This window comes from Streptomyces sp. NPDC039465 (genome assembly GCF_055639315.1).
Map to the genome: position 1 here is coordinate 883,449 of NZ_JBVKAP010000002.1, position 19,372 is coordinate 902,820.

Below are 19,372 nucleotides of genomic sequence, written 5' to 3' on the forward strand. Positions count from 1 at the left end.
GGTCAGGGACGTTAGCTGGAGATGTACCCGGGCCTTCCAGGCGGCCGTCCCGGTTCCGCCGGCCCCGCGGAGAGGGAGGCACGATGTCCAGCACCGTCAAGGACATGCTCGCCACCTACCCGGCCGACCTCGGTGACATCGACCAGGCCAAGCTCACCCGCTGCATCGAGGAGTGCATCGCCTGCGCGCAGGCGTGTACGGCGTGTGCGGACGCCTGTCTGTCCGAGGGCATGGTGGGCGATCTCGCCAAGTGCATCCGTACCGACATGGACTGCGCTGACATCTGCACCGCCACCGCCGCAGTCCTCTCCCGCCACACCGGCTACGACGCCAACATCACCCGCGCGATCCTCCAGGCGTGCGCCATGGTCTGCAAGGCGTGCGCAGATGAATGCGGACGGCACGCGGACATGCACGAGCACTGCCGTATCTGCGCGGAAGCCTGCCGCTCCTGTGAGCAGGCGTGCAACGGACTCCTCGGCGCGCTCGGCTGACGCTCGCCCGTCAGCTGTCCCGCCCGGAAGCCGAAGTCGCCGCTGGCGGGTCGGGAGCCACGGACCCACTCGTCCGAGGGAACACACGCCCTACAGGTGGCCCACGGCCGGGGTGCCGCTATGCTCCCCGGCATGGTTGTGGCCCGGGCGACCCGTAGCGCGCCGCGGTCCCGCTCTCGTGCAGCGGGCCCGTGGCGAACGTGGGTGCTGGCCGCGCTTCTCCTCACACTGATGTACACCCACGGTGTCAGCGCGGAGAGCGCCGCAGGCCATGCCCACCTCGGGGCGCCGACCAGCGTGGCCGCCCTGAACGTTCAGGACCCGGATCCCGCCGAGCACAGCCACGAGGCGCCCGGCCCGCACTCCGGCCAGGGGCACACCGACCACCGGGATGCTCCGGAGCCCGATCACGCCGCTCACCAGTGCGTGTCCGGCCAGCCCCAACAGGGCGCTGCGCTGCCCGCCCCGTGCGAGGCCCTGATCATTCACCGGCCTCCGTACGCGTATGCATCCGCCGCCGCTCGATTTGTCCCGGCCCTCCGGGCATCTGCGCCCGTGCCGGACTCAGCGGTCCTACGGATCTAAGCCTTCACGCCCGCCAACCGGTCAACGACCTGTCGGGCACACTCGCGAGCCAGCTCCGCCATGCACCAGCGGCGGCTCCGCCATGCCGTGCGATGCGCCTTGGCCACCTGCGACGGCGTGCGAACGCGCAGCGATGGCCGGCTCATGTTGCACCGTGCCCGGCGGGTCCGATCTTCGGCCCCGTCCTGCCCTCCTGCCTCGTTGAGAGCGCCAGGCCCCACTGAACTTCCCCTTGAAGGGTCCGCTTTGTCCTCCTCACCCAGTCTCGCCACGACACCCCCGGCCCCCGCTCCGGCGCAGCCGACCCGCAGCCAGCGACGCTCCAACAGCAGACGGGAAAGCGCCTCCCTGCCGTGGCGCTATCTCGGCTACGTCGGCTACTACGTGGGGGCCGGCCTCATCAGCGGAGCTGTCGTCCACCACCCCATGGCCCCTGCCCGTTACTCGCTTATCGCCGCGTCCGGTGTACTGGTCTTCCTGCTCGCGACCGTCCTCAACGACCTCATCCTCGCGACCGAGAGGCAGCCCCTGTCACGCGTACTGCGCGTGCTCGGCACCTCGACCATGCTCTCCTTCGGCCTGGGCATGCTCAGCGGCGGCATGCAGCACTTTGCAGACCTCCCTGAACGCTGTGCCGTGCTGATACCGCTCGGCATCGTCCTGTCCTTCGTCGCCTTCTTCCTGAAGGAGGCCAAGAGGCCGTGGCGGCGCATCTTCAGCCTCATGGGCCTGGCAATCCTCGTCGTGACGGCCCTCACCTTCCTCGGCCTTCGCCACATCGCCCCCACCATGGCGGAGTCCGGAGGCGGGCACAGCCACAGCGATGTCGTGCCCGAGAAGGAAAGCGACGAAGACCCCGAGGGCGACCACAACAGCGACACCACCGCTCCGACCTCCCAGCCCACCGCCTCTCCGAACGCCACCCACCCCAGCCAGGAGCCCGGGCACGACGACGGACACCAGCACTGAGCCGACCCGCGTCCGCCGTCCCGGGTCTGAGACAGCGCGGCCCGAGTGCCTGACCAGTCGGCGACTGCATCGATTTGCCGCCAGACCTGATGCCGCCCTGTCGGAGCCCACATTGCCTGCGCAGGCGCCGGCCCCCGGCGGCGGGGTCAGCGCGGCTGCGGGATCTGCTCGCGCTGGCGGCGGCGCCCGTAGCGGGTCACCCCGCGCGGCTTGAACACCGACAGGGCGGCCGCCGTCAGCAGGACCAGCAGGGCGGCGGCCGCGTCCGCGATCAGCTGGATGCGCATGCCCTCCAGCTCGCCGCCCGCGAGGGCGGCCCGGGCGGCCGCGTCGGACAGGTGTCCGACCGGCTGCATGTGAACCAGCAGCAGAAGGGTCGCGACCACGGTGATCAGCAGTTTCGCGATGACCCAGTAGTGCCGCAGCAGCCCCCACACCGTGCCCAGGGACTGCACCAGGCCGGTCAGCAGGGAGGCGACGCTGAGTGGGACGATCACGTACCAGCCGATCACGTCCATGGCCAGGTAGGCGCCCCGCACGGTCTGGGGCGCGGTGCTGGTCAGGCCCGCAATGGCGAGGGCGAGGAACGCCGCGACCGCCCCCAGCCAGCCGACCGAGGCGGTGACGTGGAGCGTGAGGGTCAGCTTGCGCAGCCGCGGCGGGAGCAGGGTCACGGTGCGTGCCCCGTCATGCCGCCGCCGGCCAGGTGCACGATCACGAACACCACGACCAGGACGACGGCGATCGCCGCGGAAACCTTCACCCAGCGCGGTGCCCCCTCGCCGTCGTCATCGTGACGGTCCGGTGAGCCTGCCATGACGCCTCCACCCGCTTTTTCGATACACTCTGTCTCTACCTGAAACCGAGTGTATCTCCTGTGGACGCCCGTATCCTGGGTGGGTGCCGAAGCTGTGGAACGAGACGATCGACGCGCACCGCGCCGCCGTACGTGAGGCGATCCTGGACACCACCGCGAAGCTGGTGGCCGAGGGCGGCCTGCGGTCGGTGACCATGTCCCAGATCGCCGAGCAGACCGGCATCGGGCGGGCCACGCTCTACAAGTACTTCTCCGACGTCGAAGCCGTCCTGCTGGCTTGGCACGAACGCCAGGTCGACGGCCACCTCAAGCAGCTCTCGGGTATCCGCGACCAGACCGGCACGGCCGTGGAGCGCCTGCGAGGGGTGCTGGAGGCGTACGCGGGCATCGCCCGGCAGCGGCACGGCGGCGAACTCGCCGCCCTCCTGCACCAGGGCGAGCACGTCACCCACGCAGAGCGGCACCTGCACGGCATGCTCCAGCACCTCCTTGCCGAGGCCGCCGAGGCCGGTGACCTGCGATCCGACGTACCGCCCGCCGAGCTCGCCCAGTACTGCCTCCACGCCCTGACCGCCGCAGCCGCCTTGACCTCCCAGGCCGCCGTGGCCCGCCTGGTCGCCGTCACCTTCGACGGCCTGCGCCCGATTCCCTGAACTACTGGCACTTCACCTCCATGTCGCCCGACGGGTGACCCTCCTGGCCGAGGAGCTCACTGGTGCAGTCCGCCAGATTCCGCCAGGCCGGGTCGTACTCGGGCCGAGGAGCGGTGCCCTCCGGAGCATCCGGGGGCAGCCCGGTGACGGCAAACGCCGTCGCTTGTCCTTTGACAGCGAACCCGGTCGCTGCGTCTTCCAATCCGGTCGACGCCGCCGGCGTCACCCCGCAAGGGCCCTGTACGAGAGGCCACTTGGACAGGGAAAACGCAACTTCGACATGGCTCGCAGAGGCAGCTACCTTCACCTGGTCTTCGGCGGTTGCCCACGTTCGCACAGGGGTTTCTTCAGGCTGAGCCATCCGCAACGGGATGAGTTGGTCACGCCCCACGAATCCTCGCCCCCATGCGTAAGCCACCGAACCGGGTCCACATCAGGCACCCCCAACCAGGGAGAGACGCATGACCCATCTTGCTCTGTACACATTCGGCGTCCTGAAGTCACCTCTCGCCGATCCCGGACCTCTCACGCGCGAGTTCTACGACATTGGTGAGACCGTCTACCGGAAGATCAGTCAGCACCCCGGATACCTCGCGCGTGCTGAAGCGGCAGACGGCGACCGGGGCGTGCTCTTCGAGGCGGACTGGGGTGCATGGGGAGAGTTCGCCGTACCGACTTGGTACCGCAAGGGCCGTACTGTGGAAACCACCGCCCTGGCCACAACCCTCTCACTCTGGACCGACCTGCGCCCCGCCTTCGACGCCGTCTACACCGGTCTGCACCGTGGGGCGCTGAACAGGCGCTACGACTGGTTCGAGAGGACAGGGCACCCAAATTACGTGTTCTGGTGGGTCTCCGACGGCGTGATACCCACCTGGCAGGGCGGGGTTTCCAGGCTGGAACACCTCCACGACCACGGCTCCGCGCCGCACGCCTTCACCTTCCACCACTCGTTCGCCCCGGACGGAACTCCGACCAGGATCAAAGACATCGGGCCGAAGAGCGACCAGGTTCGCTGACAAGGAAGCCTGAACGACTGGGTTCGCTGTCAAACGCCTCGAGTCGGGGCCGATGCCCGGCGCGTCTCTCGGGTGTCCAGCCGCCAGGGGCGGGAGACGGTTCCGTCGGGTTCCCAGCCGTGGGCGCGCATCCTGGCCGCCTCCTCGGGCCGCCCGGCTGCGTCCAGAGTGTCGGCCAGTTCGAGCCAGGCGTAGCTGCCGTCCCGCCGCGCGGCCTCCCGCAGCCAGTCGAGCGGCTCCTGGGCACGCCCGGCGCGGCGCATCGCCGTCAGGATGGCGGCCCAGGTCGCTGGGTGGCCGTCGTGGAGGACGGGCCCGCCGAGGGTACGGAGCCAGGCGGCGAGCTCGTCCCCGCGGCCGGTGCGCAGCAGGTGGCCGGCGACGGCTTCGATCGAGGCCGTGTTCCCGGCCTCGGCGGCGGCCCGGTGCGCGGCCAGGGCCTCCTCCGGGCGGCCCAGTTCTTCAAGCAGCCCGGCCATGGCGGGCAGGGTGTCGCTCAAGCCCGCCGCGGCGGCGGACCGGTGAACGGCCAGTGCTTCGTCGGGCCGGTCAAGCCGTCGCAGGAGCGCGGCCAACGCGGGCAGGGCATCCGTCGAGCCCGCCTCGGCGGCGGAGCGGTAGGCGGCCAAGGCCTCGTCCGTACGGCCCAGTCGGACGAGCAACGCGGCCGTCGCGGGCAGGGCCGCGGTCGATCCGCCGTCGTGGGCGCGGCGCCACCAGAGCAGCGCCTCCTCCGGTTCGTCCGCCTCGGCGAGGTGACCGGCCAGCCACTCCATCGCCGGGACGTGCCCGGCCTCGGCGGCCTCGAGGTAACGGCGGTGCGCCTCCTGCGGGCGCCCGCCCTGGGCGTGGAGTTCAGCGAGCAGCGAACGGAAAGCCGGGGTGTCTCCGGCCTTCTCCAGCTGCCGGAGAAGGGCCGGATCCTGGCTGAGGTGGATCAGCAGCCGGGCAAGCGCCCAGTGGCGCTCGCGGGCGTCCTCCTCGGATGTGGGGGCTCCAAACGCGTACTCCCGTAGCAGCGCCAGGCCTTCCTCCTCGCGGCCGGTGCGGATCAGCAGGGCGGCGGCCTGGCTCACCGAGCTGCCCTTGCCCGCGGCGATCTCCCGCCGATACACGCCGAGGGCCTCCTCGTCGCGGCCCACGTGTTCGAGCGTCGAGCCGGCGAGCCACGCCGAGCCCACGAGCCCCGCGTCGACCGCGCGCAGCAACAGGTCGGCGGCCTCTTCGTGGTGGCGACGCTGGGCGAGGATCCAGCCGACCTCCTCCAGCGCCTTGGGGTGGCCCGCCGCGACGGCACGCTCGCACCATTCGAGCGCTTCGGCCACCCGCCCGGTCTGGGCCAGGACTTCGCCGAGTTCCGTCATCGCGACCGGGTCGCCCGCCTCGGCCGCGGGCCGCGTCCAGGCGAGGGCCTCGTCGTAGCGCTCGTTCTCCCACAGCAGCTGGTGGACCCGGGAGCCCGCGCCGGGCGCCCCGGCGGTGGCCGCCCGCGCGCCGAGGTGGACGGCCAGCCTCAGGAAGCCGTGGTCCTCCGCCGACCGGGCCACTTCCGGGAGGGTCTCCGGGTCGCTGTGGCGCAGGAGCGCCTCCCAGAGGCCGGGGGGCGCGGGGACGGTGGCGCGGGTGCGGCGGCCGTGCTGCTCCAGGTAGTCGGCGAGTTCGTAGCGGACGAGCCCGGGCTCGGGATCGCCCGGCCGGGGGCGTACGCGGGTGAGCGGGCCGCGGCCGCCGCGCAGGGGTGCGCACAGGACGGCGACGGCTTCGTCGAGGGAGTCGTCGTGGAGCTGGTCGTAGTGACGGTCGAGAAGGTGGTGGGGCGCGGCGGCGGCCAGCAGGTCGTGGGAGAGCAGGCGGCCGTGGCCGAGGCGGCGCGCGTCCATGGCGGCCTCGATCAGGGCCCGTTCGACCGGGGTGGCGGTCTCGTACCGCTCCACGAGCGCGGGGCCGCCGCCGATGTACTGCGCGACCTGGCCCTGTTCGGCCTTGAGGGCGGCCTCGGCGAGCCGCTCGTCGCCGCGGGCGAGGTCCCGCAGCAGCCGCATGTCGGCGTCGTCGAAGACCTCGGGTACGGACAGGGACGCGCCGGTGAGCAGGGCGCGGCTCTGGGCGTGCGGGTCGGGGGCGCCGGGCGGGGGCACGGCGGTCAGGGCCCTCCAGCGGTCGGGCCAGAGGGTGCCGAGGACGAGGACGGGGGCGCGGGCGGGGTCGTGGAGCAGTTCGCGCAGATGGGCGGCGACCCGTTCTCCGGCCGGGCCCTCCAGATGGCGCTGGGTTTCGTTGAGCCACAGGACGGTGTGGGGTCGTACGGCGTCGATACCGGACAGCAGCGCCTCGGCGGGGCCGGGGGCAAGCGGGTGCCAGAGCCACCACCCGTCGGGCAGGATGCGGACGGCCTCCCACAAGGCTCTGGTCTTGCCGGTGGAGGAGCCGCCGACGAGGACGACGACCGTGCTGTGTCCGGCGGCGGCCCGCCGTACCGCCTCGGCGAGCCGCCGGTCGTGCGCGCGCGGCACGTACGGCGGCAGCGGACCCCGCTCGGCTCCGTCGCCGCCCTCTCGCACGTGGATCGGTTCGTGCACCTCCAGGGCGAACGGGTCGGTGTACGCGGCGAGGGGGCGGCCGACAGGCGGCCGGGCCATCTCCCCCGCACCGGCCGCACCGACCGCGCCGTCCCGGAGGTCCCGCACGTCTCGCGTGTCCGGCCCGCCGGGGCCTCCGATGACGAGCCGCTCGATGCGCTGCGCCTGGATTACGGTTTCCTGGCGGCCGCCGTGGACGCCCTGGGTGCCCGTGCTGTCGCCGCTCATGGCCCCATCATCGCCCGCCCGTGCGGCGTCCGGGTCGGGAACGGCAGCACCGGGCCGGGCCCGGCGGGCGGCCGTTAGCGCGACGCGCGCAAGGCGCCGTTCACACAGGCGAGTTCATCCGGGTCGGCGGACCCGGCAGATGGACCGGGCCGACGGACCGGGCCGACGGACCGGGCCGACGAGTTTCGTCCCACGGCTGACCCGCACCGACCGCGTCAAGGTGACGGTGCTGACCGCGGGGTGGCTCGTCGGCCTCGTCTTGTTCTGGACCTGGTGGCTACGGCCCGAGCCCCGGGGCGCCGCCCCGCCCAATGACATGGCGCACCGCGATGAAGCAGATGCAGCCGATGAAGCAGCGGAATGGGCCAATCGCCGCCGCTCACGCGGGGCCGCGAGGGTGGGCCGAGGGCCGGTCGGGGGTGACAAGGGTTTTCCCCGTATCGAGTTCACCTGGACGTTCCCTACTGTCTGCCGCACCGGCGCATCCCATCCTTCGCCTGTTGCCCGACAGATCCCTCTGTCAGGTGCATGCGAAGGCGCCCGCCGGGGACGGCCCACACCCGGGGCCGTCGCGTCGGCGGCGGCGCGCGGGCATCCGGCCCGAGGGAACCGCGGATCGCACCCCCACACCGCACCGCGTTTCCCGCGCCGCCCGCCCGCGCTCCGCAGCACCACGTCGTCAGTGAAAGGGAACACCTTGAACGGTTCCAGGCGCAGACTCATATCCGCCGTGGCCGCCGGCGCCACGCTCGCGGGTGTCGTTGCCACCTCCACCGTGGCGTTCGCCGCCGCCCCGGCGGAGCCCTCGCCGAAGCCCGCACCGGCTTCGCAGTCCATGGCCGCTCTGCCCTCGGCGCCGGTCGAGAAGGTCATCGTCACCTACAAGTCGCGCACCGCCGAGGCCGGTTCCAACGCCGCCGCGAAGAGCGACACGGCCGCCAAGGCCAAGCAGACCGGCGAGGCCCTCACCTTCGAGCGCCGCCTGTCCGGCGGCGCCGCCCTGGTCGACCTGGGTGACACGGCCACCAAGCAGGACGTGACCGACGTCCTCGCCGCCTTCCGCGCCGACCCGTCGGTGGCGGCCGCCGAGCCGGACATCCGCGCCTACCCGATGGCCGTCACGCCCAACGACACGGACTACGCCAAGCAGTGGGACCTGTTCGAGCCCACCGGCGGCATGAACGTCCCCGGCGCCTGGGACAAGGGCACCGGCAGCGGGGTCACCGTCGCGGTCATCGACACCGGTTACGCCGCCCACAGCGACCTGGCCGCCAACGTCGTGCCCGGCTACGACTTCATCTCCACCTCCGCGGACGCGCGGGACGGCAACGGCCGCGACGCCGACGCCAAGGACGAGGGCGACTGGAACGCCACCGACAACGAGTGCGGTCTCGGCTCCAAGGCGAGCAACTCCTCCTGGCACGGCACCCACGTCGCCGGCACCATCGGCGCGGTGACCAGCAACGCCAAGGGCATCGCCGGTATCGCGTACAACGCGAAGATCCAGCCGGTGCGCGTCCTCGGCAAGTGCGGCGGCTCCTCCGCCGACATCGCCGACGCGATCACCTGGGCCTCCGGCGGCACCGTCCCGGGCGTCGCGGCCAACGCGACCCCGGCGAAGGTCATCAACCTCAGCCTCGGCGGCGCCAGCTCCACCTGCCCGAGCGTCTACCAGAACGCCATCAACGGCGCCGTCCAGCGCGGCACCACCGTGGTCGTCGCCGCCGGCAACAGCAACGCCAACGCCTCCGGCTTCACGCCCGCGAACTGCGCCAACGTCATCAACGTGGCGTCCACCAGCCGTGAGGGCAACCGTTCGTTCTACTCGAACTTCGGCTCGATCATCGACGTCTCGGCCCCCGGCGGCGAGACCCGCCGCGGCACCGACACGCCGGGCACCGTCACCACGCCCGAGAACGGCATCCTCTCCACCCTGAACGCCGGCACCACCGTCCAGGCGGGCGAGAACTACAAGCCCTACCAGGGCACTTCGATGGCCGCTCCGCACATCGCCGGCCTCGCCGCGCTGCTGAAGTCCGCGAAGACCACGCTGACCCCGGCCGAGATCGAGTCCGCGATCAAGACCAACGCCCGTCCGCTGCCCGGCACCTGCACCGGCGGCTGCGGCACCGGCATCGCCGACGCCACGAAGACGGTGAACGCGGTCACCGGCACCACTCCCCCGGCGGGCAACGTCTTCACCAACGCGACCGATGTGACGATCTCCGACAACGCGACCGTCTCCTCGTCCCTCGCCGTCACCGGCCGCACCGGCAACGCCCCCGCCGCCCTCAAGGTCGGCGTGGACATCAAGCACACCTGGCGCGGCGACCTGGTCATCGACCTGATCGCCCCGGACGGCACCGTGCGCAACCTGAAGACCTCCTCGGGCTCGGACAGCGCCGACAACGTGCTGGCCACCTACACGGTCGACGCCTCCAGCGAGGTCGCGAACGGCACCTGGAAGCTCCAGGTCCGCGACGTCGCCTCGGGTGACACCGGCTACATCGACTCCTGGAGTCTCACCTTCTGAGACGAGCTCACAGAAGCATCGTCGCTGGTCAGGGGCGCGTCCGCGGGCATATGCCGCGGGCGTGCCCCGCCGTCGTCGCGGTCTGTACCTGTCCGTATGCCGGACGCGGGGCCTGGACGGCGGGCATGTCCTTCGTATTCTCTGCTCGAACGGGCAGGGGGCCCGCACGCCGGAAGGTGGTGGTGGGCATGACGACGACAACGGCGTACCGGCCCGCGCCCGTCGGCCGCGCGGAGCTCCTCGGCCGGCTCGACCGGGTCCTGCACACCCGTGGCCGCGCCCTGCTCACCGGCCCCGCCGGCGTCGGCAAGACCGAACTGGCCCTCGCCGCGGCCGCCCGCGCCGAGGCGCGCGGCGAGACGGTGCTGTGGCTCGCCACGCTCCCCGCCGACCGGGGCATACCCGGCGCGGCCGCCGCCGCGCTGGTGGCGTCGGTGGCGGCCGCCTGCTCCGCCGAGGAGTACGACGTCCTGGCCGGGCTGCCCGGCCCGCAGCGCACCGCGGTCGCCATGCTCAGCCGCGAGGCGCCCATCCCCGACGGCGGCTGGGACCCGATCGCCCTGCGGCTCGCCCTCGCCCAGATCCTGCGGACCCTCGCCGCGCACGGCCCGGTCCTGCTGGTGGTCGACGGGGTCCAGCGGATCGACCCGGACAGCGCCGACCTGCTGCGCTTCGCCCTGCACCTGGCCCCGGCCGCGCTGCGCGCCATCGCCGTGGAGACACCGTCGGGATACGGATCCGAGCCGCTCACGGCCGGCGAGGCCGGCGAGGCGGAGGGGCTGTGGGTGCCCTCCGAGGCCGATGTGCTCTTCGTCCCGCCGCTGCACGCCGACGAGATCGCCGAACTGCTCATCCACCACCGGCTGCCGTCCCGGATGGCCGGCCGGATCCACAAGGCCAGTGGCGGCAACCCCCGCCTCGCCCTCGCCGTCGGCCGCTCGCTCGCCGACGCCCGTACGCCCGTGCACCACGCCGAGGCGCTGTCGCTCTCCGGCCGGGCCCGTGACGTGGCCCGCCAGCTCCTCGGCGCCACCTCACCCGCCGTACGGGCCACCCTGCTGCTCGCCGCACTGGCGCTGCGGCCGACGGCCTCGCTCATCCGCCGCACCGGCCGCCCCACCGCCGAGGCGGACCTCGCCGCCGCCGAACGGGCCAATCTGATCTCGCTCAAGGAGGACGGCACGGTCGGCTTCACCGCCGGGGTGCTGCCGTCCACGCTGGTCCACGACGCCTGCTGGACCCAGCGCAGCGCCGGACACGCGGCGCTCGCCGGTGTCGTCGACGACCCGGTCGAGGCGGTACGGCACCGGGCGCTGGCCACCGACGTCCCCGACGAGGAGCTCGCCGCCGAGGTCGCCCGGGCCGCCGAGACGGCCCGGCGCCGGGGCAACAGCGCACTCGCCGCCGAACTGGCCCTGCTGGCCGCCGAGTCCACGCCCGTGCAGTACGGCGAGCGGCGCATCGCCCGCCTCCTGGACGCCGCCGAGGAGGCGGCCCGGGCGGCCCGCGCCGATCTGGCGATGCGGGCGGCGACCGATCTGCTGGCCCGGGACGCCACCCCGGCCCAGCGGGTCCGCGCCCGGCTCGCCGTCCTGGACACCGCCGGGCAGGGGCTGACCGGCCTGGACGAGATCTATGTCCACGCGATGGAGGACTCGGAGGGCGACACGGCCCTGCGGGCCGCCGTCCAGCTGCGGCTCGCGGTGAAGTACGTGCTCGCCGACGGCGATCCGGTACGGTCCCGGGCGGCCGCGGTCACCTCGGCGGCACTGGCCACCTCGGTCGGCGACCGGCAGACCGCGGCCAGGGCGCTGACCGTCCAGGCACGCATGGACCGCTTCCTCGGCTCCCCGGACGCGGAGGCGGTGCTCACCGAGGCGCGGGCGCTGGAGATGGTGGAGCGGCCGCTGGGCATCCGCAACGCCGCGCAGATCCTGACCATCCGCCATGCCCTCTTCGACGACCGGCTGGTGGAGGCGCGCGACCAGCTGCAGGCGCTGCTGCCGCTGGTGGAGCGGCGCGGTTCGGTGGAGGACACCATCGAGCTGTTCTCCACGCTGGCGGCGGTGGAGGCCCGCCAGGGGCAGTGCGCGGCCTCCCTGGCGCACGCCGGGCGGGCGCTCGCGCTGACGCTGGAGGCCGGCCTGTCGCCGGGTCCCGCCTGGTACACGCTGGCGCTCGCGGAGACCGCAGGCGGCAGCTTCGCCCGGGCGCTCAGCTACGCGCGGCGCAGTGTGCGGGCCTCCGAGGAGGAGGGCGACCATGTCTTCCTCTCCCGCAGCCTGTACGCGCTGGGCCGGGTCCAGCTGGTCACCGGCGATGTGGCGGCCGCCCTGGAGACCCTGCGGCGGGTGCAGAGCGGTGAGCGGGAACAGTCGGCCGTGGACCCGTCGATGCTGCGCTGGCACGAGGAGCTGGCCGAGGCCCTGCTCGCGGGCGACTGCCCGGAGGAGGCGGCGGCCGTGCTCGCCGAGGTCCGGCCGGTCGCCGAGCGGCTGGGACGTACGACGGTGCTGCTGGGCTGCGACCGGGCGTACGGGCTGTATCTGGCGGGGTCGGGCAAGGCGGACGAGGCGGCGGAGCTGCTGGCCGCGACGGCGGAGCGGTTCGGGCGGGCGGGTCTGCCGCTGGAGCGGGGCCGGGCGCTGGTGGCGCTGGCCCGGGTCGAGCGGCGCCGTCGCCGCCGCTCCGCGGCGCAGCACGCGCTGCACACCGCGGCGGGTGTGTTCGAGCGGGCCGGGGCGGCGCCCTGGCTGGCGCTGACGACGGAGACGCCGGTCCGTACGCACGAACCGGCGCCGCCGCGCGGGGACGCCGTGTCCGCGCTGACCGAGGCGGAGCTGCGGCTCGCCCTGATGGTCGGCCAGGGCGCCAGCAACCAGGAGGCGGCGGCGAAGCTGTACCTCAGCGTGAAGACCGTGGAGGCCCGGCTGACCCGCATCTACCAGAAGCTCGACGTCCGCTCCCGCGCCCAGCTGGCCACGGCCCTCACCCACCGCCCCCAGGCGGCCGGGGACCCGGTGGACTGAGCCGGTGGACCGTGGCCGTCCGCCGGGGAACCCGCCGGCTCCCCCGGCCCGGGCCCAGGGCTGTGCGGACGGCTCACACGGTGAAGGGGCGCTGGCGCAGGAACCGGGGCGTGGGCGTGCCGGTGGTGTAGAAGTTGGGGCTCTGGGTGGCGGGCATCCGGCTCTGGATCGTGCGGTGGAAGGCGCGGTGGCCGCCGCGGAAGGCTCCCCGGTCCCAGACCCGCAGCAGCGTCTCGGTGAAGGCGCCGTTGACCGGCCCGTCAGAGGCGAGCTGGTTGTCCTGGCAGGCCGAGATGAGGACCACGCCCGGCCCGGGCGCCTGGCCGTCGCGGTTCTTCAGGGTGCGCTGGAGCTCGTCGAAGAAGCCCTGGTCGCGGTCGTAGATCTGCTGCTGGCGGACGACGGGCATCAGCCGGGAGGCGGCCTCCAGCTGCTGCGGGTCGCTGGTCTGGAACTGGGCCTCCATCGCCATCGGGCTGATGACGCCCTGGACGCTCTCCACCGCGCTGCCGCTGTGGCAGCAGTCGAGCAGGGCGAAGATCCGTACACCCTCGTCGAAGCGGCGCAGCTCCTGGTGGAGCTCGTCGTCGAGGAACTGGCGGTCGAAGAGGACGAGGGTCTCGTCGAAGTCGTCCGGCTCGTCGTCCGGCCCGGTCCGGTCGGGGACCTGGCCGCCGTGGCCGGAGTAGGTGAAGAGGAAGATGTCACCTTCGGTGAGCTTGGCGGCCGCCTTGCGGAGTTCGGCGGTGACGTTGTCGACGGTGCCGTCGGGAGTCATCAGGGTCGTGTCGCCGAATCCGGCGCGCCGGGCGAGCTCCGCCATGTCGCGGGCGTCGTTCTCGCAGGCGACGAGCCGGCCGTCCCAGCCGTCGTAGCGGGCGGGGTCGACCTTGTTCAGTCCGATGTGCAGGGAGAGACCGGTGGGCATGAGACGCTCCTTCGGCAGGGGGGTGTCACGGAAATCCGTTCCGTGACCGCCGCCGCGGTGAACCCCGTGCCGGACAGCGCCCCCCGATCGGTCCTGTCCCGGCCGCGCTCGGCCCACAGCCCGCGACCTTGCGACGTCACATACCGAGTGAAACCATGACAGATGTCAGGTAGTCCCTCTCAGGCTCCCCCCAGGGGCGGCCGGGCAGGTGCGGTATGCCGCTCACCGATACCGAATGGGACATGGTCACCGGCTGGGTGCGGGACTTCATCCTCGACACCCCCGACCCGTACACCCCGATCAAACAGCTCGGATTCTCCCAGGAATTCATCGGCGCGCTCCCTCTGACCACGAAGGCCGGGGAGAACGCGGTGGCGCTGGTACGGGCGGCGCGCCGGAGCATCGCCTCCCAGCTCCTGCTCCTCGACGGGCTGCTCCGTGACGACGCGCTGAGCTCGCTGGAGGCCGGGACCACGGTGACGCACTACCGGGCCGTGCTCCTTGAGGACCAGGCCGAGCACGCCTCGCCCCAGGACCACTTCCAGAGCAGTGTGCTGAAGAACGGCACCGAGGTCTTCATCGACCGCGCGGAGCTGCGCGAGAGGCTGCGCGAGTTCGTCACGGACACCGAGAAGACCGTGCTGGTGGTCGACGGCGAACCGGACAGCGGCCGCTCCTACACGTACCACCTGATCCGCCACCTGGGGCAGCACTGCGGCTTCCGTCCCGTGCGGGTCACGCTCTCCCGGACCTCCACGGCCGCCGGTGTGGTCCGGCGGCTGACCGAGTTCGTCGCCGACCCCCGCACCCCGATCACGCCCTTGAACCCGACACAGTTGAACGATCCACTGCCGACGCTCGACGACGCCGTGCACAGCGTGGTCCGGCTGGCGACCGCGGCGGACGAGCAGTTCTGGCTGGTGCTCGACGACTGCGACAAGCTCGACGTCACCTCCGACGTCTGGGACTGCATCGGAAAGCTCGCCCTGGCCATCTACGAACACACGCCGGTGCGCCAGGAGACCGCGCCCCGGCTCGTCCTCCTCGGCTACTCCCCGACGATCCGTCAGCTTCCTTACGAGATAAGCAAGAACGAGTGCCGGGACACCGCGCGGATGGTCGGGGCGGACGATCTGGGCGAGTTCTTCGGCCAGTTCTTCGCCGCGCAGCCGCTCCCCGGTGAGAGCGCCGGTCCTTCGCCCGACAAGGCCGCCGCCCTGGTGGACACGGCACGGTCCGCGGTGCTCGCCGCCGCCGAGGCCGGCGACGGCGACAGCTACATGCGCAGGCTCTGTACGGCGGTGGAAGGCACCGTCCGCGTCTACCGCTCCCTGGCCCCCGGCGAGGACTTCGCCGAGCGGCTCCACGCCGAGCTGCGGCCCACCGAGGGCGGCGGGCCGCCCCCGATGCCGGACATCCGTCGGCGCTACCGCGAAGCGGCTTGCCTGCTCTCCCAGTTCGACCCGGCGCGGCTGCGGCTGCCGGGCGAGGAGCGGGCCACCGGCCGGGCCGCCATGGAGCTCGTGCACGACTGCCGGGCGCTCGGCAGCGCGCACCCCACCACGCTCGGCACCGAGCACACCACCAGCTGGGCCCTCAAGCCCGGCATACGGGAGGCGACGCTGCGCGGCCTCGCGGGGCCGGATGCCGCCCTGGCCGCGCTCGCCGCCAACACCGACCAGTTCCCCGAAGGCCCGGGCCCCGAGCGCACCGCCCTCGCCCATCTCTCCAGCGAGCCGCCGCGGCCGGAAGGCCAGGGCGTCGACGCCCTCACCGGCACTCTCCAGGCCGTGCTGTGGCTGGAGCAGATCCCCGGCGTCACCGGTCTGCCCGATGCGGACCACGTCCAGCAGTTGCTGGAGCGCGCCCGCCTCCTCCAGCCGCTGCAGCGCCTGGTCAAGGACCCCTTCCAGGGCCGCACGGAGGAGCTGGACCAACTGCGCGCCTACGTCGGGCTGCCGGCCGACTCCCCGCAGGCCCGGATCCGGCAGGCCGGGCACGGGCTGCGGCGGGTGATGACCCGCGCCCCCGAGCCGCCCCTGGTCGTCCACGGCCTCGGCGGCATCGGCAAGAGCACCCTGATCGCCAAGTTCCTCCTGGACAGCATGCGCGACTTCCCCTCCGGGTTCCCCTTCGCGTACGCCGACTTCGAACGGCCCACGCTCTCCATCCAGGAACCGACCACCCTGATCGCCGAGATCGCCCGGCAGCTCGCGGTCCAGTACCCCGCCCACCGCGCGGAGCTCGACGCGCTGGCCCATGAGTGCGAGGCGACGGCCGGGCACCAGCGGCAGGAGAAGGACCAGGTCGACGAGTTGTACGAGCTGTCCACCACCCGCCCCACCCTGGGCCGGATCTCCTCCTCCGGCTTCCACGACCGGGCGATCGCCCGCGACACGGAGCTGGCCCTGAAGGTCGCCGACGTCGTCGTACGGGCCGTGGGCACCCCGGCCGGGGAACCGGGCCCCCCGCTGGTGATCGCCCTCGACTCCTTCGAGCAGGCGCAGTACCGCGGCTCGCCCATGCTCGGCCGGACGTGGGCCATCTGGGCCGCGCTCCAGCGGGCCTACCCGCGGCTGCGGTTCATCGTCTCCGGACGCGCCCCCGTGGACCATCCGGCCCGGGTCACCACCCCCCGGTCCATCGCGCTCGGCGACCTCGACCACATGGCGGCCGTCGCGCTCCTCATGTCCGACGGCGTCGACGATCCCCACATCGCCGACGAGCTGGCCGAGCGGGTCGGCGGCCACCCGCTGAGCCTGAAGCTGGCGGCCCGGGCCGCCGTCCTGGCGGGCGGCGCGGCCGACACGCTCAGCGAGCTGGTCGAAAGCCTGCCCGCGCGGCGCCGCTACTTCTACCGCAAGGTCGACCAGATGCTCGTCCAGGGGGCCTTGTACGAACGCATCCTCCAGCACATCGCCGACCCCGAGGTCCGTGAACTGGCCCAGGCCGGCCTTGCGCTGCGGGTCATCACCCCCGAGCTGATCACGGAGGTCCTCGCCGAGCCGTGCGGCCTGCGCATCGACACGGCCGAGCGGGCCCGCCGGCTCTTCGGGGTGCTGTCCCGGCTCGACCTGGTCGAACCGGCCGGGCCCGAGGCCGTACGGCACCGCCCCGACCTGCGCGCGATCATGCTCCGCCTCGCGGACAGCGCCCGTACGGACGTCATGCGCGCGGTCGGGCAGCGCGCGGTGGCCTACTACGCGGACCGGGAGGGGCCCGAGGCGCGCGCCGAGGAGATCTACCACCGGCTGCGCCTCAACGAGAACCCCCGCTCGGTGGAGCGGCGCTGGACGACCGGGATCGAGCGGTACCTCGACGGCGCCGACCAGGACATGTCCCCGCGGTCCGCCGCCTTCCTCACCGGTCTGCTCGGCGGGCACGTACCCGAGCAGGTGCTGGCCGAGGCCGACCAGGAGGACTGGGAGCGGATCGCCGCCCGCGAGGTCGAGGACCTGCTGGCCCAGGGGTACACGGAGGCGGCCGCGGCCCGGCTGGCCGAACGCAGGCCCTGGACCCCGGGCAGCCCGCTCCATCCGCTGCTGGTCGAGACCCTCGCCCGGCAGGGGCACACCGCGCCGGCCCGTGAGACGGCCGAGGCGGCCGTCGACCGGGCGGAGGAGGCGGGCTTCCCCGAACTCCAGCTGGAGCTGCTGCTGTTGTCCGCCCGGCTCGCCGAGGCGGCGGGCGACCCGGGCGCCGCCGACCGCGATCTGACGGAGGCCGAGGACATCGCCACCGTCCTCGGCCGGGACTTCGAGGCGATGGGCGCCCTGCTCGCCCGCGCCCGGCTGGCGGAGCGGACGCCCGGGAATCCGGGCCGCTCCGAGGTCGACGACCGGCTCGCCCGCAGGCTGCGCCGGCTGCCCGACAGCGCGCTCGCCGAACAGCCCGTACTGGTCCGGGCGGTCGCCGCGGAGGTGTGCGACCAGGACCCGGCGGCGCTCGACCACACCCTGGAGGTCGTGGGGCTGCCGCAGTCCGACGACGGCGTCGTGGAGGCGCTCGCCGAGTCCATCGGACGGGCGGCCGCCGAGCAGCCCCAGCTGCGCGCCGCCCTGCTGAAGATCCTCCAGGGCGCCGTCGGCGAGCGGGAACGGCCCCCCGGCGAACCCTCCACCGGCTCCACCCACACGAGCACGACGGGGATCCTGCACGAGGCCCGGCGGCGCGGCACCCTCGACGGGCTGGCCCGCCGGCTGCTTGTCGTACGGGACCGGAGCGGGGAGCTCCTGTCCGGGGTGGCGGCCGCGCTGGGCGCCGGGACGGCCGACGCCGTACCGAACGTGGCACCGCCGCCGTCCCCGGCGGCGGACGCACCGGAAAGGAACGGCCCGAAAGCGGCCTGAGCGACCATGAGCGACCCTTATCTCCCGCCGGACGAGATCGTCCGGCTCAAGGACGCCGCGCTGGAGGCGAATCTCGCGGACCCGTCGATGCGGAAGCTGCTGCTCGACGGCATCCTGCCCCGCTACCGCGGCACGCTGCCGCTGCTCGCCGCGCCGGGGCCGCAGGTGCACTCGGACCTCAACGAGATGAACCGGGTCGAGCGGCTGGTCGACGGCTCCGTACCGCTGGAGATCTGGCTGCGCAACGCCGTCGTGCAGAGCGCCGGGATCACCGCCCCGCTGGAGGTCTTCCAGCGGGCCCTGGACGAGGTGACCCGCAACGCCGCCGGCGAGCCGGACGTGGCGCCGGACGTGCCGGCCGGGGAGACCAAGGAGGAGATCATCTTCCGGGACGACACGGTCCCCTTCGACTTCCTGCGCGGCGGCGAACTGGCCGGTACCGCGGTCGCCCGGATCAAGGTGCCCCCGTTCCAGGCGGGCGCCCCGCTCCAGCCGAACGGTTTCCCGCACACGGGCACCGGCTGGCTGATCGCCCCCGGCCTGCTGATCACCAACCACCATGTGATCAACGCCCGCACCCGCACCGCCGCCGTCCCCCGCGTCGAGGTCGACCGGGCCGACCTGGACCTCCAGGTCCGCGGCTCCCGTTCACGCTTCGACTACCTCTCCGACGAGACGGAGACGGAGGAGGCGAGCGGGTCCGAGCTGGTCGCCTTCGACGAGGAACTCGACTACGCGATCGTGCGCCTGGCCACCCCGCCCGCCCGGCCCGTGCTGCGGGTGGCGAGCGAGCCGCTGACCGTGACGTCGGCCGAGCCGGTCGCGGTCAACATCATCCAGCACCCCGGCGGCCAGCCGAAACGGGTCGCCCTGCGCAACAACCTCGTCTACCAGGCCGACGAGCGGGACGTGCGCTACTTCACCGACACCCGGGGCGGCTCCTCCGGCTCCCCCGTCCTCACCGACGACTGGACCGTGGTCGCCCTGCACCGCGGGACCCGGCGGGTGGAGGACGTCAGCTTCCAGGGCAAGAACACGGCCTTCGTCAACGTCGGCACCCAGATGAGCAGCGTCCTCGCCCATCTGCGGGAGCACAGCCCCGCCGTCCACGCCGAGATCACGGCGGCCCAGTCCCCCTCGACCACACGGCCCGCCGAGACGTGGGCCCGGCAACCGGAGGTGGCGTGAG

General features: G+C 73.1%; 12 protein-coding genes. 8 read left to right on the plus strand and 4 right to left on the minus strand.

Going from position 1 to position 19,372, the window contains the following annotated elements:
• Positions 1 to 83: 83 nt before the first annotated feature.
• Positions 84 to 494, plus strand: coding sequence for a four-helix bundle copper-binding protein (locus ACZ7LT_RS10315; RefSeq protein WP_471235553.1), 411 nt, complete (start codon positions 84 to 86; stop codon positions 492 to 494).
• A gap of 831 nt (positions 495 to 1,325) precedes the next feature.
• Positions 1,326 to 2,048: a hypothetical protein gene (locus ACZ7LT_RS10320; RefSeq protein ID WP_471235554.1), complete on the plus strand. Its 723-nt coding sequence runs from the start codon at positions 1,326 to 1,328 to the stop codon at positions 2,046 to 2,048.
• 146 nt (positions 2,049 to 2,194) lie between these two features.
• Here ACZ7LT_RS10320 and ACZ7LT_RS10325 read toward each other — a convergent pair whose 3' ends face one another.
• Positions 2,195 to 2,722 (minus strand): hypothetical protein, encoded by a 528-nt coding sequence (locus tag ACZ7LT_RS10325; protein ID WP_471235555.1) that lies wholly within the window; start codon positions 2,720 to 2,722, stop codon positions 2,195 to 2,197.
• Positions 2,719 to 2,865, minus strand: a complete 147-nt coding sequence (locus ACZ7LT_RS10330; RefSeq protein WP_471235557.1) for a hypothetical protein — start codon at positions 2,863 to 2,865, stop codon at positions 2,719 to 2,721. The genes ACZ7LT_RS10325 and ACZ7LT_RS10330 overlap by 4 nt, the downstream gene beginning before the upstream one ends.
• A gap of 83 nt (positions 2,866 to 2,948) precedes the next feature.
• Between ACZ7LT_RS10330 and ACZ7LT_RS10335 the strand changes: the two genes are divergently transcribed.
• Positions 2,949 to 3,518, plus strand: coding sequence for a TetR/AcrR family transcriptional regulator (locus tag ACZ7LT_RS10335; protein ID WP_471235558.1), 570 nt, complete (start codon positions 2,949 to 2,951; stop codon positions 3,516 to 3,518).
• Positions 3,519 to 3,979: 461 nt separating this feature from the next.
• Positions 3,980 to 4,537, plus strand: a complete 558-nt coding sequence (locus ACZ7LT_RS10340; RefSeq protein ID WP_471235559.1) for a DUF3291 domain-containing protein — start codon at positions 3,980 to 3,982, stop codon at positions 4,535 to 4,537.
• A 29-nt stretch (positions 4,538 to 4,566) separates the two neighbouring features.
• Here ACZ7LT_RS10340 and ACZ7LT_RS10345 read toward each other — a convergent pair whose 3' ends face one another.
• Positions 4,567 to 7,344, minus strand: coding sequence for a tetratricopeptide repeat protein (locus ACZ7LT_RS10345; RefSeq protein WP_471235560.1), 2,778 nt, complete (start codon positions 7,342 to 7,344; stop codon positions 4,567 to 4,569).
• An 835-nt stretch (positions 7,345 to 8,179) separates the two neighbouring features.
• Between ACZ7LT_RS10345 and ACZ7LT_RS10350 the strand changes: the two genes are divergently transcribed.
• Together ACZ7LT_RS10350 and ACZ7LT_RS10355 are read left to right on the plus strand one after the other, a co-directional pair.
• Positions 8,180 to 9,877 (plus strand): S8 family peptidase, encoded by a 1,698-nt coding sequence (locus tag ACZ7LT_RS10350; RefSeq protein ID WP_471235624.1) that lies wholly within the window; start codon positions 8,180 to 8,182, stop codon positions 9,875 to 9,877.
• A gap of 188 nt (positions 9,878 to 10,065) precedes the next feature.
• Complete coding sequence (locus ACZ7LT_RS10355) at positions 10,066 to 12,906, plus strand: AAA family ATPase (protein WP_471235561.1); 2,841 nt, start codon at positions 10,066 to 10,068, stop codon at positions 12,904 to 12,906.
• A gap of 73 nt (positions 12,907 to 12,979) precedes the next feature.
• Here ACZ7LT_RS10355 and ACZ7LT_RS10360 read toward each other — a convergent pair whose 3' ends face one another.
• Positions 12,980 to 13,834, minus strand: coding sequence for a caspase family protein (locus ACZ7LT_RS10360; protein ID WP_471235562.1), 855 nt, complete (start codon positions 13,832 to 13,834; stop codon positions 12,980 to 12,982).
• Positions 13,835 to 14,049: 215 nt separating this feature from the next.
• On the opposite strand from ACZ7LT_RS10360, the gene ACZ7LT_RS10365 reads away from it, so the two are divergent.
• Positions 14,050 to 18,183, plus strand: coding sequence for an AAA family ATPase (locus ACZ7LT_RS10365; RefSeq protein WP_471235563.1), 4,134 nt, complete (start codon positions 14,050 to 14,052; stop codon positions 18,181 to 18,183).
• 6 nt (positions 18,184 to 18,189) lie between these two features.
• Positions 18,190 to 19,371 (plus strand): trypsin-like peptidase domain-containing protein, encoded by a 1,182-nt coding sequence (locus ACZ7LT_RS10370; RefSeq protein ID WP_471235564.1) that lies wholly within the window; start codon positions 18,190 to 18,192, stop codon positions 19,369 to 19,371.
• Position 19,372: the final 1 nt, after the last annotated feature.

Coding starts and splice junctions, on each gene's coding strand:
- ACZ7LT_RS10355 (WP_471235561.1), top strand. CDS start 10,066: ATGACGACGACAACGGCGTACCGGCCCGCGCCCGTCGGCCGCGCGGAG.
- ACZ7LT_RS10370 (WP_471235564.1), top strand. CDS start 18,190: ATGAGCGACCCTTATCTCCCGCCGGACGAGATCGTCCGGCTCAAGGAC.
- ACZ7LT_RS10315 (WP_471235553.1), top strand. CDS start 84: ATGTCCAGCACCGTCAAGGACATGCTCGCCACCTACCCGGCCGACCTC.
- ACZ7LT_RS10330 (WP_471235557.1), bottom strand. CDS start 2,865: ATGGCAGGCTCACCGGACCGTCACGATGACGACGGCGAGGGGGCACCG.
- ACZ7LT_RS10345 (WP_471235560.1), bottom strand. CDS start 7,344: ATGAGCGGCGACAGCACGGGCACCCAGGGCGTCCACGGCGGCCGCCAG.
- ACZ7LT_RS10340 (WP_471235559.1), top strand. CDS start 3,980: ATGACCCATCTTGCTCTGTACACATTCGGCGTCCTGAAGTCACCTCTC.
- ACZ7LT_RS10365 (WP_471235563.1), top strand. CDS start 14,050: ATGCCGCTCACCGATACCGAATGGGACATGGTCACCGGCTGGGTGCGG.
- ACZ7LT_RS10350 (WP_471235624.1), top strand. CDS start 8,180: ATGGCCGCTCTGCCCTCGGCGCCGGTCGAGAAGGTCATCGTCACCTAC.
- ACZ7LT_RS10360 (WP_471235562.1), bottom strand. CDS start 13,834: ATGCCCACCGGTCTCTCCCTGCACATCGGACTGAACAAGGTCGACCCC.